This is a genomic window from Amaricoccus solimangrovi (assembly GCF_006385685.1).
Taxonomy (GTDB): domain Bacteria; phylum Pseudomonadota; class Alphaproteobacteria; order Rhodobacterales; family Rhodobacteraceae; genus Amaricoccus; species Amaricoccus solimangrovi.
In genome coordinates this window covers 83,592-99,104 of sequence record NZ_VFRP01000008.1, presented here as the reverse complement: position 1 = coordinate 99,104, position 15,513 = coordinate 83,592, and the positions used below count along the sequence as shown (strand labels likewise).

At 70.8% G+C, this 15,513-nt stretch carries 14 protein-coding genes; 11 read left to right on the top strand and 3 right to left on the bottom strand.

The window, feature by feature from the left end; translation table 11 throughout:
* Positions 1-33: 33 nt before the first annotated feature.
* Together FJM51_RS10230 and FJM51_RS10225 are read right to left on the bottom strand one after the other, a co-directional pair.
* Positions 34-336 carry a hypothetical protein gene (locus FJM51_RS10230; protein WP_140454035.1) on the bottom strand — a complete coding sequence of 101 codons (303 nt, stop codon included), beginning with the start codon at positions 334-336 and terminating at the stop codon, positions 34-36.
* 575 nt (positions 337-911) lie between these two features.
* Entirely contained in the window at positions 912-1,925 is a 1,014-nt protein-coding gene (locus tag FJM51_RS10225; RefSeq protein WP_140454102.1) for a LacI family DNA-binding transcriptional regulator, read from the bottom strand.
* Between the two features lie 166 nt (positions 1,926-2,091).
* On the opposite strand from FJM51_RS10225, the gene FJM51_RS10220 reads away from it, so the two are divergent.
* The 7 genes from FJM51_RS10220 to FJM51_RS10190 are packed head-to-tail and all read left to right on the top strand — an operon-like array spanning position 2,092 to position 10,008.
* The gene (locus FJM51_RS10220) at positions 2,092-3,216 is read left to right on the top strand and encodes a Gfo/Idh/MocA family protein (RefSeq protein WP_140454034.1); all 1,125 of its coding nucleotides are present in this window, start codon (positions 2,092-2,094) and stop codon (positions 3,214-3,216) included.
* A 26-nt stretch (positions 3,217-3,242) separates the two neighbouring features.
* Positions 3,243-4,157 (top strand): sugar phosphate isomerase/epimerase family protein, encoded by a 915-nt coding sequence (locus FJM51_RS10215; RefSeq protein ID WP_140454033.1) that lies wholly within the window; start codon positions 3,243-3,245, stop codon positions 4,155-4,157.
* Positions 4,157-5,140 (top strand): ABC transporter permease, encoded by a 984-nt coding sequence (locus FJM51_RS10210; protein ID WP_210240259.1) that lies wholly within the window; start codon positions 4,157-4,159, stop codon positions 5,138-5,140. The genes FJM51_RS10215 and FJM51_RS10210 overlap by 1 nt, the downstream gene beginning before the upstream one ends.
* 23 nt (positions 5,141-5,163) lie before the next feature.
* Positions 5,164-6,141, top strand: a complete 978-nt coding sequence (locus FJM51_RS10205) for a sugar ABC transporter substrate-binding protein (protein WP_210240258.1) — start codon at positions 5,164-5,166, stop codon at positions 6,139-6,141.
* 51 nt (positions 6,142-6,192) lie between these two features.
* Complete coding sequence (locus FJM51_RS10200) at positions 6,193-7,725, top strand: sugar ABC transporter ATP-binding protein (protein WP_210240257.1); 1,533 nt, start codon at positions 6,193-6,195, stop codon at positions 7,723-7,725.
* Positions 7,718-8,914, top strand: coding sequence for an aldose 1-epimerase family protein (locus FJM51_RS10195; RefSeq protein WP_140454032.1), 1,197 nt, complete (start codon positions 7,718-7,720; stop codon positions 8,912-8,914). The genes FJM51_RS10200 and FJM51_RS10195 overlap by 8 nt, the downstream gene beginning before the upstream one ends.
* A complete protein-coding gene (locus FJM51_RS10190) occupies positions 8,911-10,008 on the top strand; it encodes a fatty acid desaturase family protein (RefSeq protein WP_140454031.1) in 1,098 nt (365 codons plus the stop codon). Before FJM51_RS10195 ends, FJM51_RS10190 begins: the two co-directional genes overlap by 4 nt.
* 51 nt (positions 10,009-10,059) lie before the next feature.
* Here the strand turns inward: FJM51_RS10190 and hmpA are convergent, their stop codons facing one another.
* Positions 10,060-11,247, bottom strand: coding sequence for an NO-inducible flavohemoprotein (gene hmpA, locus FJM51_RS10185; RefSeq protein WP_140454030.1), 1,188 nt, complete (start codon positions 11,245-11,247; stop codon positions 10,060-10,062).
* Positions 11,248-11,388: 141 nt separating this feature from the next.
* Here hmpA and FJM51_RS10180 point away from each other — a divergent pair, with 141 nt between their 5' ends.
* The 4 genes from FJM51_RS10180 to FJM51_RS10165 all read left to right on the top strand — a co-directional run bounded on the left by FJM51_RS10180 (position 11,389) and on the right by FJM51_RS10165 (position 15,502).
* Positions 11,389-11,862, top strand: a complete 474-nt coding sequence (locus tag FJM51_RS10180) for an RrF2 family transcriptional regulator (protein WP_140454029.1) — start codon at positions 11,389-11,391, stop codon at positions 11,860-11,862.
* A gap of 115 nt (positions 11,863-11,977) precedes the next feature.
* Positions 11,978-13,006, top strand: coding sequence for a LacI family DNA-binding transcriptional regulator (locus FJM51_RS10175; protein WP_140454028.1), 1,029 nt, complete (start codon positions 11,978-11,980; stop codon positions 13,004-13,006).
* A gap of 90 nt (positions 13,007-13,096) precedes the next feature.
* Positions 13,097-13,849, top strand: a complete 753-nt coding sequence (locus FJM51_RS10170; protein ID WP_140454027.1) for an SDR family oxidoreductase — start codon at positions 13,097-13,099, stop codon at positions 13,847-13,849.
* A 45-nt stretch (positions 13,850-13,894) separates the two neighbouring features.
* On the top strand, positions 13,895-15,502 hold the full coding sequence (locus FJM51_RS10165; RefSeq protein ID WP_140454026.1) for a GMC family oxidoreductase: 1,608 nt from the start codon (positions 13,895-13,897) through the stop codon (positions 15,500-15,502).
* Positions 15,503-15,513: the final 11 nt, after the last annotated feature.

The following is a 15,513-nucleotide window of genomic DNA, read 5'->3' as shown; positions in this document are numbered from 1 at the left end:
TCAGCGGCGCGCCCCTTCGCGCCGGGACGGTGGCTAGAACCGGATTCCGGCCCGGAGCGCGATGGCGTGGGTTTCGAGGCCGGAGCCGAAGGCGCCCTCGTGATCGGCGCGGAGCGTGTATCGCCCCTCCCCGGCCATCTCGACCCCGGCGCCGATCCGGGCGTGGCGTCTCGGCAGGGCGACCTCGGAGGTGAACCCGCCGACGGAGGCGCCGACGAAATGCGCGGTCGCCCCGTCCGTCGAGAAGGCGGCGCCGAGGCTCGCGAAGGCGCGGAGCCCCTCTCCGCCCGCTCGCATCGACATCGAGATCGAGCGCGGGGCGGAGGTAGATCCCATCGCCGACCGCGTAGGTATAGGTGACCCGCAGGCGGCCGGCGACGCTGGCCGCGCTCTGCCTGCCCTTCGCCCCGGCGGCGTCGCCCCCCGGGGACACGGTCCGGCGCGTGTCGTAGTCGCCCGACCCGCCGCCGCCCGTCACCGATTGCGCCAAGAGGCCGCAGGCGTAATCCCCGGAGGTCTCCATCGCGCCCGAGAACGGGTAGAGCGAGACCGACCCGCCGGCCCCGCCGGTTCCCGCCTGGCCGCCCACCGTCGCGACGCCGGCCGCGCCGCCGGCGGCGCCGATGCTCTGCGCGAGGACGCCGTTCGAACAATCGCCGACCGTCGAGAGGCTCGCCTGCTCGCAATCGTACCGGAGTGAATCCTGAAGCCCGCCCAATACGCCTTCTCCGAAGTGAGCCCGAAACGCGGCGAGCGTTATCAGAGGGTTGTGCTCCCTCCGCGAGTAGCGGGCGTCGAGGCTTCAATACTCGTGGGAGCGGGGCGGACTCCCGCCCTTCGCCGGGTCCGGGTTCTTCGGGTCCCTGACCGCGTCCCGCGCGATGGCTCGCCGCGGCGCGGCGGTCCTTCCCTCAGGTCTCGGGCAGGTTCTCGCGGAAGATGATCTGCAGCCGGGGCGGATGCGGCTCGGAGCGGGTGCCGCGGATCGCGTCGGTCAGGATGTTCAGCGCCTCGCGGGCCTCGACCCGCGGGTTCTGGTCGATGATCGCGTCGAGCGTGCCGTTGAGAAGCAGCGCGCGGTTCGCATCCGTGGCGTCATGCGCGACGAAGACCACCGATTTCGCGCGGTCCCGTTCCACGAGCACGCGCGCGATCCCCTGGTTCCCGGCGCCGATGTTGTAGATCCCCGCGAGGTCCGGATGCCGGTCGAGGAGGGTGGAGGCCTCCGCGTAGGCCCGGTCCCGGTCGTCGCGCATCTCGCGGAGGGCGACGATCTCGAGCGCGGGGAAGTCCTCGGCCAGCACGTGGCGGAACCCCATCTCGCGTTCCTCGTGGCCGCGGTAGGAGAGCGATCCGGCCAGCATCGCCACCTTGCGCGGACCGCCGCCGCCGAGGAAGCGGCCGAGCACATAGCCGGCGAGCCGCCCCGCCTGGCGGTTGTCGATGCCGACATAGGCCTCGCGGGGAACCCGCGGGATGTCGGAGGCGATCGTCACCACCGGGATCCCGCTCTCCGAGAGCAGCCGGATCGCCTCGCGCACCTTCGGATGGTCGAGCGCGACGACGCCCACCCCCTGGACCCTGCCGCGCAGGTCGCGGAGCGTCGCCGAGAGCGTGTCGGGGTCGAAGCCCTCGATCGCCTCGATCGCGACCGCCACTTCGGGCCGCGCCGCCGCCTGGAGCTCGATCTGGCGGCCGAGCATCGCCATGAAGGCGTTGGTCCCGCGCGGCAGCACGAAGGCGAGCCGGATCGGGGGCGCGGCCCGGGGCGGCGCGCCTTCCGCGATGTAGCCCAGGCGCTGCGCGGTCTCGAGAACCACCTCGCGCGTCCGGCTCCGCACGCCGCCGCGCTCGTTCAGCACCCGATCCACGGTCGCCGTCGAAACGCCCGCCTCGCGGGCAATGTCCTGCACGGTCGACCGCACGGCGCCCACCTCCATGATGACTCCAGATGATGTGATCTGGTGGGAAATGATGTTGACTGCCGAGGATGACCTCGTCAACATGCATCCCAAACCGGCTCCGACCGGCGGAGGACGAAAGTCACCCCGCCGGCGAAGAAGCCGCCAGCGGACGGGAGGCCGCCAGCGCATGGACAAGACCCTCGAGGCGCGCGCCGAGGCGCGGCCGGAACCGGCCCCGTTCGAGCCCGATCCCCCGATCCGGACCCGCGACGTGAGGATCGGCTGCGTCGGCGCGGGGATGATCATGGCGGAGTGCCATCTCGCCGCCTACGCGGAGGCGGGCTTTCCGGTCATCGGCATCGCTTCCCGCTCCGAGGCGAACGCGCGGCGCGTCGCGGAACGCTGGGGCATCCCGAAGGTCCATGCGACGCCCGAGGCGCTGATCGAGGATCCGGGCGTGGAGATCGTCGACCTCGCCTTTCCGCCGGACCGGCAGCCGGCGCTGATCCGGCACGCGCTGAGGCAGCCCCATGTCAGTGGCATCCTCGCCCAGAAACCCCTCGCGCTCACCCTCGCCGAGGCGCGGGCGCTGCGCGACGAGGCGGCGGCGGCGGGCAAGCCGCTGTCGGTCAACCAGAACATGCGCTACGACCAGTCGATCCGGGCGCTGAGGCAGCTCATCGACCGCGAGGCGCTCGGGGAGATCGTCTTCGCGCAGATCGACATGCACGCGATCCCGCACTGGCAGAGCTTCCTCGCCGACTACGACCGGCTCACGCTCGCGAACATGAGCGTCCATCACCTCGACGCGCTGCGCTTCCTGTTCGGCGAGCCGGAGGACATCACCACCGTGACGCGGAAGGATCCGCGGACGACCTTCCCGCATTCGGACGGGATCACCGTCTCCACGCTGCGCTTTCCCTCGGGCGTGCTGGCGCTGACCTCCGAGGACGTCTGGTCCGGCCCGCGCCGGGAAGGCTACGCCGACGACCAGCACATCCGCTGGCGGGTGGAGGGCACGGAAGGGGTGGCGCGGGGCACGATCGGCTGGCCGACGGGCGAGGCCTCGACGCTCAGCTATGCCTCGACGCGCGAGACGGGCGGGGCATGGGTCTCGCCATCCTGGGAGACGATGTGGTTCCCGCATGCCTTCATCGGCGTGATGGAGCAGCTCCAGCACGCGGTGCGCACCGGCGCGCCGCCGGCCCTGACGGTGGCGGACAACATCGGGACGGTGGCGCTCATCGAGGCGGGCTACCGCTCGATCGCGGAGGGCCGGACGGTGCGGCTGTCCGAGATCGCGATCGACTGAAAGAAAAATCGGGAGGACGGAACGTCATGATGCAGGCCGGCATATTCACCGGATATTTCCCCTACGGACTGGAGGAGACGGCGAAGAAGATCCGCGGGCTCGACTTCAACACCGTGCAGCTCGACCTGCACTTCAAGGACGTGGACCTGAGCGCGGGCCAGATCACCGAGGCGAAGGCGAAGCAGGTGCGCGACGTCTTCCGTGACCACCACCTGCCGATCAGCTGCATCTCCGGCTATACGAACATCATCCATCCCGACAAGGAGGAGCGTGCGAGACGCGTCGGCTATCTCAAGGAGATCATCCGCAACGCGCGCCATTTCGGCACGCCCTACGTCATCTCCGAGACCGGCACCTACAACACCGAATCCGACTGGGTGCATCACCCGCGCAACAAGACCGAGGAGGGGTTCGAGGAGTGCCGCGCGGTGATCGCGGATCTCGCCCGGACCGCCCATGACCACGGCGCGGTCTTCCTGCTCGAGACCTATGTCAACAACGTCGTCGGCTCGGTCGAGGAGACGGCGCGGATGTTCGCCCAGGTCGACCATCCCGGCCTCGGCCTGCTGATGGACCCGACGAACTACTTCGAGACGCACAACATCGACGACATGGACCGGATCCTGAACCAGGTCTTCGACACGCTGAGCGACAAGATCCGGATCGCCCATGCGAAGGACGTGAAGCGTTCGGGCGAGGACAAATCGGAGAAGCACGCCGACATCGGCGACGCCGACGCGCTCGAGAGCCACACCTTCCGCGGCGTGGGCGAGATCGAGCTTCCGGCGCCGGGGCTCGGCTCGCTCAACTACGACCTCTATCTGCGTCGCCTGGCCGAGAAGCATCCCAACATCCCGGTCATCATCGAGCATCTGAGCGAGGAGGACGTGCCCCGCGCGAAGGCGTTCCTCGACGGCAGGTTCCGCGAGAACGGCGTCTGATGGCGATGGGGGCGGAGATGGGCGCGGCCGCGCGCGCCCGCGGCCTCGGCGGCGCGCTGCTCCGGCGGCGCGAGGCCTCGGTCGCGCTGATGATCGTGGCGCTGGTCGTGTTCCTGACCTTCGCCAACGAGTTCTTCCTCACGCCCCGCAACCTGCTGAACGTCGGGCGCCAGGGCTCGGTCGTCGCGATCGTCGCGCTCGGCCAGGCGCTCGTCATCATCTCGCGCGGGCTCGACCTTTCGGTCGGCTCGGTCATCGGCCTCTCGGCGGTGATCTCGGCCTGGGTGGCGCGCGCCACCGGCGGCCAGGAACTCGCGCTTCTCGCGGGGCTCGGTACCGGGGCGCTGGTCGGCGCGGTGAACGGCGGGCTCTTCACCCGGCTCAACATCAATCCCTTCATCGCGACGCTCGGCACGCTCTCGATCGCGCGCGGCATCGCGCTCCTGATCACCGGCGGGATCCCCATCTCCTATTCCGGCGGCGTCGCCGGGTTCCTCGGCGCGGAGCGGATTTACACCGTGCCGGTGTCGCTGATCCTGATGCTGGTGCTCGCGGTCCTTTTCCACGTCTTCGCGTCGCGGACCCGGATCGGCCGGAACATCTACGCGGTCGGCGACAATCCGACGGCGGCGCGGCTCGCGGGGATCGACGTGGAGGGGACGCGGATGCTCGTCTTCATCCTCTGCGGCATGCTCGCGGGGCTCGGCGGCATCATTCTCGCCGGCAATCTCGCGAGCGCCAATCCCGATCTCGGCCGGGGCTACGAACTCGACGTGATCGCGGCGGTGATCCTCGGCGGGACCGCGCTCTCGGGCGGGCGCGGCTCGATCCACGGCGTGGTGCTCGGCGCGCTCCTGATGGCGCTCCTCAGCAACGCCTTCGTCCTCCTCGGGCTGTCCGCGCACTGGCAGGTCGTCTCGAAGGGGCTCGTCATCATCATGGCGGTCGGAATCGACGGCATCCGCCGGGGCCGCGAGGACTGAACGGAACCAGGGAGGAAAAGGACATGCGTGCGACGCGAAGGATGCTTCTGGCGATGACCGCCGCGGCGGGGATGCTCGCGGGCCTGCCCGCGGGCGCGGCGGACCTGCCGGAGGGCGGTACGGTCGAGGCGGTGGCGAACGGCAAGGGGCCGCTCCGCATCGCCTTCATGGCCTTCCAGAACAACCCGTTCTGGATTCCCGTGACCGAGGGCGCGAAGGCCGCCGCCACCTATCTCGCGGAGCGCGACACGAAGGTCGACTATGTCGATCTCGGCGATACGCTGAGCGCGGAGGCGGTGATCGCCGGCATCGAGAGCGCGGTGGCGCAGGATTACGACGGCATCGTCATCGTGCCGATCTTCGACGGCACCGAGCGCGCGATCGACGAGGCGACCGAGGCGGGCGTGCCGGTGTTCAACATCATCGCCGAGGGATCGATCCCGTCCGAGCGGATCGCCTTCATGGGCCAGGATGCCCGGGCGGCGGGGGCGCAGCTCGGCGAATTCATGGCCGGCAAGCTCGGCGGCGCGGGCAAGGTCGGGGTGATCACCGGCTATTTCGGCGCGGTCCAGCATACCGACCGGATGAACGGCGCGCTCGACTACCTGAAGGCCAACGCGCCCGGCGTGGAGATCGTGGGCCCGTTCGAGAACCAGGACAAGGCGGAGGTCGCCTATTCGCTGGTGCAGGACATGTACACCGCGAATCCCGACCTCAGCCTCGTCTATGTCACCGCCGGCGGTCCGTTCGGCGCGGCGAAGGCGATCAAGGATCTGGGGCTGACCGGCAAGGTCGGCGTGGTCGGCTTCGATCACACGCCCGACAACATGGAATACATCCGGTCGGGCGAGATGTGGGCGCTGATCGACCAGGCGCCGTTCCAGCAGGCCTTCGACTCGACCGTGATGCTCTACAACTATCTCGTGACGGGCGAGAAGCCGGCCGAGGCGGTGATCCGCGTCAAGGGCAACATCGTGACGCCCGAGACGGCGACGAACTGAGGCGCCGGCGCCGCGCGGCCCGGTCGCGCGGCGCCTGTCCCGGGAGGAGGCATGACACCGATCGTCGAGACAAGACGGATCACCCGGCGCTTCGGCGACGTCACGGTGCTGAGCGGCATCGACCTCGCGATCCCGCGCGGCCACATCGTGGGCCTGCTCGGCGAGAACGGCGCGGGCAAGTCGACCCTGATGAACATCCTCGCCGGCGCGCTGGCGCCGAGCTCCGGCCAGATCCTGTTCGACGGCGCGCCTGTCGAACTCGGCTCGGTGGCGGCCGGACGCGCGCTCGGCATTCGCTTCGTGCACCAGGAGCTCTCGACCGCCGCCTCGCTCAGCGTCGCCGAGAATGTCTTTCTCGGCGGCTACCTGGCGGAACGGGGCTTCGTCAACCGCCGCCGGCTGAACGCCGGCGCGCGCGAGGTGCTGGCGCGCGTTGGCCTCGGCCATGTCGATCCGCGCGTGCCGCTCGGGCGGCTGCGGAGCGGCGAGCAGCAGCTCGTCGAACTCGGCAAGGCGATCGCCGAGGAACCGCGGCTCCTGATCCTGGACGAGCCCACCTCGTCGCTGACGCCGGCGGAGAGCGACCGGCTCTTCACGCTGGCGCACGAACTCGCGGGGCGGGGCGTCGGGATCATCCTGATCACCCACCGGCTCGAGGAGGCGCTCGCGCATTGCGACCGCGTCGTCGTGCTCCGCGACGGACAACTGATCGTCGACCGGCCGGCGCGGGGACTGGGCAAGGCCGATCTGATCGTCCACATGGTCGGTCGTCCCGCGATCTTCACGCACGAGCCGCCGGCCGCGCCTCCGACCGGGGAGCGGCTGCGGGTCGCCGGGCTTTGCGACGGTGAGACGCTGGCGGGCATCGACATGAGCGCGCGGGGCGGCGAGGTCGTCGGCCTCTTCGGGCTGGTCGGGGCGGGGCGGACCGAATTCCTCGAGACGCTCTACGGCTTCCGCCGGGCGCGGGGCGGCGCGGTCTGGATCGACGGCGCGCCGATGCCGCTCGGCAAGGTCACCGAGGCGGCGCGGCGCGGTCTCTTCATGCTGCCCGAGGGGCGCAAGACGCGGGGGATCCTCCCCACGCATTCGGTGCGCGGCAACATCTCGATCAGCTGCCTCGCCGGGATCACCCGCGCGGGCCTCGTCGACCGTCAGGCGGAGCGCCGGCTGACCGACCGGATGGCCGGGGCGCTCAACATCCGCATGGCCGGCATCGGCCAGCCGATCACCGCGCTCTCGGGCGGGAACCAGCAGAAGGCGCTCTTCGCCCGGGCGCTGCTCGCGAAGCCGAAGGTGCTGCTGCTCGACGAGCCGACCCATGGCGTCGACGTCGGCGCCAAGGCGGAGATCCACGGCATCATCCGCGACCTCGCGGCCGATGGCACCGCGATCGTCGTCGCCTCGTCGGAACTGCCGGAAATCCTCGCGATCGCGGATCGCTGCCTCGTCTTCGCCGGCGGCCGGGTGGTCGCCGAGCTCGGGCGCGACGAGATGAGCGAGGCGGCGATCCTGCGCCACGCCTTCGCGCTTCGCGCCGATGCGCGCCAACCCGACCCGCCGGAGGTGCCCGCCCATGTCTGACCTGCATGGCCGGAAGCTGACCCGGCGCGAGCTCGCGGCGCGGATGGGCGACCTCGCGCAGGTCGCGGGCGTGCGGCTGATGACGCTCGGCGACGGGGTCGAGCGGGGCATCCGGATGCTCGAGTTCCGGACCGGCGCCGGGCTGCGCTTCACCGTGCTCGTCGACCGGGCGCTCGACATCGCGGATTGCGAGTATCGGGGGCAGGCGATCGGCTGGAACTCGCCCGCGGGCTTCCGCCACCCGGGGCTGCACGACTACGAGGGGGAGGGGGGGCTCGCCTGGCTGCGCTCCTTCTCGGGCCTGCTCGTCACCTGCGGCCTCGACCACATCCTGGGTCCGGGCGACGTTCCGGCGGAGGGCTACAACTATCCCGGCCGGTCGACGCAGCGGCAGTCGCTGCACGGGCGCGTGGGCACGATCCCCGCGCGGCTCACGGGCTATGGCGAGGCCTGGGAAGGCGAGACCTGCGTGCTCTGGGCCGAGGGGATGGTGCGGCAGGCGACCGTCTTCGGCGAGGATCTCCACCTCCTGCGCCGGATCGAGGCGGATCTCGGCGGGACCGAGATCCGCGTGCGCGACCGGGTGGTGAACCGCGGTTTCGCGCCGACGCCGCACATGCTCTTCTACCACGTCAATCTCGGCTGGCCGCTGCTCGACGAGGGGGCGCGCTACCTCGCGCCGATCCGCGACGTGATCTGGGCGGCGCATGGCGCGGCCTATGCCGCGCAGGGCGTCGGCTACCGGGGCGTGCCGGCGCCGAGGGAAAACTTCCGCGAGCAGGTCTGGCAGCACGAGGCCGGCGCGGATCCGGACGGGCTCTGCCCCGTCGCGCTCGTCAACGAGCGGCTGGGCCTCGGCTTCGAAGTCGAGACGCGGAAGGACGAGCTGCCCTGCCTCTATCAGTGGCAGAACTTCCAGGCCGGCCACTACGCCCTCGGGATCGAGCCCTCGACGCATCACGTGCTCGGCGATCTCGCCGCCCGCGAGCGCGGCGAGATGATCTGGCTCGGTCCTGACGAGAGCCGGAGCTACCGGCTGACCCTTCGCGTCCTCGACGGCGCCGCGGCGATCGGCGCCGCCGGGCGGCGCATCGCCGCGATCGCCCGCCAGCCGGACGAGGACTATCCCGCCCTCTCGGGCATCTTCCCGGCCCTCGAGGGCCGGCGGCCGCCGAGGAGCCTGCCATGACCACCACGACCATCGACCCGCCGGCCCGTCCCCGGCGCGACTACAGCCTCACGGGCGAGAGCACCCGCTGGGCCATCGAGACCGGCCTCGCCTCGGCGGAATGGTACCACAGCGACGTGCCGCGCAAGACGATGAAGGATCTGATGCGCCGCTCCGACGGTCCGGCGACGCGCGACACGCTGATCTGGCTCGGGTTGCTGCTCGCCTCCGGGCTCGGCGCCATCCTGACCTGGGGCGGATGGTGGTGCGTCCCGTTTCTCGCCGTCTATGGCGTGCTCTACGCCTCCGCGAGCGATTCGCGCTGGCACGAATGCGGGCACGGCACCGCGTTCAAGACCCCGTGGAAGAACAACCTCGTCTACCAGATCGCCTCCTTCATGCTGATGCGCAATCCGGTCACCTGGCGCTGGAGCCATGCCCGGCACCACACCGACACGATCATCGTCGGGCGCGACGCCGAGATCGCGGTCATGCGCCCGCCCGATCTCCTGAAGGCGGGCCTGATGTTCACCGGTCTGCTCGATTTCCGCTATTCGCTGCCGACGCTGGTCCGCAACGCCTTCGGGAACCTCTCGCCGGACGAGAAGAGCTTCATCCCCGAGAGCGAATGGCCGCGGGCGGTGACCGCGGCGCGCTGGCACGTCGCGATCTACGTCGCGACCATCGCGCTGGCGCTCGGCCTCGGTTCCTGGCTGCCGGTGCTGCTCGTCGGGACGCCCCGGCTCTACGGGTCCTGGCACATGATCCTGACCGGGCTGCTGCAGCATGTCGGGCTGGCCGACAACGTGACCGACCACCGGCTGAACACGCGGACGGTCTACATGAACCCGGTATCGCGCTTCATCTACTGGAACATGAACTACCATGTGGAGCACCATATGTTCCCCATGGTGCCCTATCACGCGCTGCCCCGGCTGCACGAACTCATCAAGGACGACCTGCCGGAGCCCAATCCCTCGATGTGGCATGCCTATCGCGAGGTCTGGCCCGCGCTCCTGCGCCAGCTTCGCTACGAGGATTTCTACCTGCGCCGGGAACTTCCCGCCTCGGCGCGGCCCTATCGCGAGGAATTCCACGGCCTCGCGGCGGAATAGGCATGGGCCGAACCGGCGCCGCGAGCCGCGGCGCCGGAATTCAGGCGGCGATCACCCGATCCGGGCCGCCGCCGGGCCGAAGAACTCGTGGTGGATCCGTGTGTCGGGCACGTTCGCGGCCTTCAGCGCGCGCACCATCGCCTCCATGAAGGCGGTCGGTCCGCAGACGAAGTAGTCCGCCCGGGTGGGATCGGTGACCTTGACCAGCGTGTCCGGGTCGATCCGGCCCGGCCGGATGCCGTGACGGGCCATTTCCTCGTCGATCTCGGCGTTCTCGTAGAAGACGTGGCTCTCGTCGGCCAGGGCGAGGTGACGGTCGCGCATCGCATGGTGCGCCCGGTCGCGGGTCCCGTGGATATAGATCATCCGCAGGTCGCTTTCCGCGTAGCTCTCTAGCATCGAGATCATCGGCGTGAGCCCGACCCCGCCCGAGAGCAGCACCACCTCCTTCTTGCCGGCGGGATCGAGGAAGAATTCGCCGGCCGGCGGGGCGGTGTCGAATTCCGCGCCGACCTCGACCTCGTCATGGAGCCAGTTCGAAACCCTGCCGCCCGGCTCGCGCTTCACCGTGATCCGGTAGGAGACGCCATCGGGCGCCGAGGAGATGGAGTAGTTGCGCCGGAGTTCCTCGCCCTCGGTCGGGCGGAAGCGGAAGCTCAGGTACTGGCCGGGCAGGTGGGGTGCCACCGGGCCACCGTCGGCCGGGCGCAGCGTGAAGGAGGTGATCTCGGCCGTCTCCGGCGTCTTTGCCACGACCCGGAAGCGCCGCCAGCCGCGCCAGCCGCCAGCCGCGTCCTCCGAGGCGGTGTAGATCTCCTCCTCGCGCGCGATGAGCGTGTCGGCGAGGAACCAGTAGGCCTCTCCCCAGGCCGCGAGGATCTCCGGGGTCGCGGCTTCGCCGAGCACCTCGGACACGGCGCCGAGCAGCGCCTCGGCCACGTGGGGATAGTGCTCGGGCAGGATCTGGAGCCCCGCGTGCTTCTGCGCGATCCGCTCCAGCGCGCCGGCCAGCACCCCGGGGTTCCGGATGTGGGAGGCATAGGCGACGAGCGCGTTGGCAAGCGCCTTGTGCTGGGGCGAGTCGCCATGCTGGTGCGACATGTTGAAGAGCGCGCGAATGGCGGGATCCGCCAGCAGGCGGCGATACATGCAGGGCACGATCTGATCGACATGCCGGGCCACGACGGGCGCGGTCGCTTCGACGAGGGCGAGAGTGGCTTCGGAGAGCGGCTTGGGCATGATTCCCCCTGGGCTTAAAGGTTCCGATGGAGCGTATCTATACATCTTCCAACAAAGATGCCATAGAAATATATCTTATCCCGAAGATGGGGCGGCGGATCTCCGCCTTCCCGCGAGACGTCCGGATCAGGGGGCTGGGACATGCGGCTGAACGACAGCACCGACATCGCCTTGCGCGTCATGATCTACGCGGCGACGGCGGGCGAGCGGCGCTTCACGATCGACAGGATCGTCGAGGTCTACGCGGTCCCGCGCAGCACGGTCATGAAGGTCGTCAACGCGCTGACCCAGGGCGCCTTCCTGGCGGCGCGGCGGGGCCGGGGTGGCGGCCTGAGCCTCGCGCGGCCCGCCGCCGAGATCAGCGTCGGCGACATCGTGCGGCATTTCGAGACGGATTTCGCCCTCGTCGAATGCATGCGCGCCGGGAATGCCTGCGCGATCACGCCGCGGTGCCGCCTCATCGCCCCGCTGCGCGAGGCGAAGGCCGCCTTCATCGCCGTGCTGGACAGGTATTCGGTCGCCGACCTCGCGATCTCGCCCGCCGACTTCGGGCTGGGACCCTTCCGGACCCCCGACATAGCGAATGGCCCGCGGCCGACCGACGCGGGCCGGTGAGGATGGCGACCGCCGCCGGCGTGGCCCGGCAGCCCTTCATCCATCGGCCGGCCGCGGTGCCCGGCCCGGATCCCGGATCGCGCGGCGATCTTCCTGAGCGGAACGAGGAGACGTCATGAAACGGCCCACCATCGCCGATCTCGCCCGGCACGCGGGGGTCGGCGTCGCGACGGTGGACCGCGTGCTGACCGGGCGGCGGCGCGTGCGCGAGGAAACGGCGCGCAAGGTCTGGGCGGCGGCGGAGGAGATCGGCTTTCACGGCGCCAATGCGATCCGCTCGCGCGTCTTCGCGGACCGGCCGGCGATGCGGCTCGGGGTCATCCTGCAGAAGGAGCGCCACGCCTTCTACGCCGATTTCGCACGCGAACTCGAAGCGGCCGCGCGGCGCTTCCCGGATGCGAACCTGCGGCTCAGCCTCGAATTCACCGCGACTTCCGAGCCGGGGGAACTCGCCGAACGGCTCCTCCGGCTCGGCGGGCGGGTCCAGGCGATCGCGGCGACCGGCGCCGACCATCACGACGTGACCGCGGCGGTCGCGGCGCTGCGCGCGCGCGGCGTGCCGACCTTCGCGCTGCTCTCGGACTTCGCGCAGGGCCTGCGCGAGGCCTATGTCGGGCTCAACAACATGAAGGTCGGCCGGACCGCCGCCTGGCTCATGTCGAAGGCGGCGGTCAGGCCGGGCAAGGTGGCGGTCTTCATCGGCGGCCATCGCTACCACGGCCACGCGCTGCGCGAGGCGGGGTTCCGCGCCTGCCTTCGCGAATACGCGCCCGAGTTTGAGGTGCTGGACGCGATCGTCACCCTCGAGACGCGCCAGCTTACGCGCGAGGCGCTGCTCGGCCTCCTGTCGCGGCACGAGGATCTCGTCGGCGTCTATTGCGCGGGCGGGGGCATGGAGGGCGTGATCGCGGCCCTGCGCGAGGCGGAACGGGGGGCCGACATCGCCTGCCTCGTGAACGAGTTGACGCCGGATTCGCGCCAGGCGCTGATGGAGCGGCGGATCACCGGCATCTTCCAGACCCCTCTGCCCGCCCTCTGCGCGGAACTCGTCTCCGCGATGGCGCGCTCGGTCGGGCAGGGGCCGTCGGACACGCCCGGCCAGCGCTTCGTCGACGCCGCGCTCTGGATCCCGGAAAGCCTCTGAGCAGGTTGGAAGGTCTCGGCGAAGGCCATTGCCGCGGCGGATCGGCCCGGGGCATATGGTGGCCGCGCCGCGTGGAACGAGGAGAGGCCGATGTCGAAACCCGAGAGGATAGCGCTTGTCACCGGCGGTGGCGGCGGGGTCGGGCGCGCGGCGGCGCTGGCGCTGGCGGGCGACGGCTGGACGGTCGCGGTCGCGGGGCGGCGCGCGGAGGCGCTGGAAGAGACGGCCGCGCTCGCGGAGCCGGGGCGCGTCATCGCGCTCCCCGCGGACGTGAGCGATCCGGATTCCGTCGACCGGCTCTTCGCGGCGCTCCTTGCCCGGCACGGCCGTCTCGACCTTCTCTTCAACAACGCCGGCGTGAACGTGTCGAAGGCGCCGCTCGACGAACTCGCGGTCGAGGAGGTGCGGACGATCGTCGAGGTGAACCTGCTCGGCGCCCTCCTCTGCGCGCGCGCCGCGCTGCGCGCGATGAAGGCGCAGAGTCCCCGGGGCGGCAGGATCATCAACAACGGATCGGTCTCCGCCTATGCCCCGCGGCCGCATTCGGCGCCCTACACGGCGACGAAGCACGGGATGACCGGGCTCACCAAGTCGCTCGCCCTGGACGGCAGGCCCTTCGGCATCGTCTGCGGCCAGATCGACCTCGGCAACGTCGCGACCGACATGACGAGCTACATGGCCGTCGGCGCCGAGCAGGCGGACGGTTCCGTCACCGCGGAGCCCCGCATGCCCCTCGGGGAGGCCGGGCGCGCCGTCCTCTACATGGCGAACCTGCCGCCGGAGGCGAACATCCCCTTCATGACCCTGATGGCGCCGGGGATGCCCCTCTACGGGAGAGGCTAGTCCTCCCGGGGACGCGCCCCCAAGGGCGGATCGGAGGAGGATGGGATGGAGCAGTACGATTACATCATCGTCGGCGCCGGCACGGCCGGCTGCGTGGTGGCGAACCGCCTGTCGGCCCGGCCCGGCACGCGGGTGCTGGTGCTCGAGGCCGGCGGCGCCGACGGCTGGATCTGGTTCCACATTCCCGTCGGCTATCTCTTCGCCATCGGCGATCCCCGGGCCGACTGGTGCTTCCGGACCGAGGCGGAAGCCGGGCTCAACGGCCGCGCGCTCGCCTATCCCCGCGGCAAGGTGATCGGCGGCTCCTCCGCGATCAATGCGATGATCGCGATGCGCGGGCAGGCCGCCGATTACGACGGCTGGCGCGACCTCGGCCTGCCGGGATGGGGCTGGGCGGACGTGCTGCCCGCCTTCCGCTCGATCGAGGACAGCTGCCTCGGCGAGAGCGAATTCCACGGGATCGGCGGCGGCTTCAGGGTCGAGCGGCCGCGCGTGTCCTGGCCGCTCCTCGACCGGATCCGCGAGGCGGCGGCGGAGATGGGCGTGCCGCCGGTCGAGGATTTCAACACCGGCGACAACGAGGGATCGGGCTACTTCCAGGTCAACCAGAAGCGCGGCCGGCGCTGGTCCGCGGCGCGGGGCTTCCTGAAGCCCGCGCTCGCCCGGCCGAACCTGCGGCTCGTCACCGGAGTCGAGGTCGCGCGCGTCGAGATCGCCGAGGGGCGCGCCCGGGGCGTCGTCTACCGCGAAGGCGGCGTCGAGCGCGTCGCGCGGGCGCGGGGCGAGGTGATCCTCTGCGCCGGCGCGGTCGCGACGCCGAAACTGCTGATGCTCTCGGGCATCGGCGACGGCGAGCGTCTGGCGGTGCACGGTATCGAGACGCGCGCGCATCTGCCGGGCGTGGGCCGCAATCTCCAGGATCACCTGCAGCAGCGGGCGATCTACAAGGTGAGCGGCGCGCGCACGCTGAACGAGACCTATCATTCGCTCCTCCGGCGCGCCTGGATGGGGGCGGATTACGCGTTGCGGCGGCGGGGGCCGCTGACGATGGCGCCGTCGCAGCTCGGCATCTTCACGCGGTCGGATCCGGGTCAGGACCGCGCCAACATCGAATTCCACGTGCAGCCGCTGTCGCTCGACAAGTTCGGCGATCCGCTGCACCGCTTCCCCGCCGTCACGGTCGCGGCCTGCAACCTCCGCCCGACCTCGCGCGGCGAGATCGCGCTGCGCTCGGCCGATCCGGGCGAGCCGCCGGTCATCGCGCCGAACTATCTCGCGACGGAGGAGGATCGCCGCGTCGCCGCCGACGCGATCCGGGTGACGCGGCGCCTCATGTCCCGGCCGGCGCTCGGCCCCTTCCGGCCGGAGGAATACCTGCCCGGCCCGGGCGTCGGCGACGACGACGCGAGCCTCGCCCGCGCCGCCGGCGACATCGGGACGACGATCTTCCATCCTGTCGGCACCGCGAAGATGTCCGCGGCCGGGGATCCGATGGGCGTCGTCGATGCCCGGCTGCGGGTGCGCGGGGTGGCGGGACTGCGCGTGATCGACGCCTCGGTCATGCCGTCGATCCCCTCGGGCAACACCAACACGCCGACCGCGATGATCGCGGAACGGGGCGCGGGCTTCGTGCTGGCCGACGCCGGATCCTGATGGACGGCGCG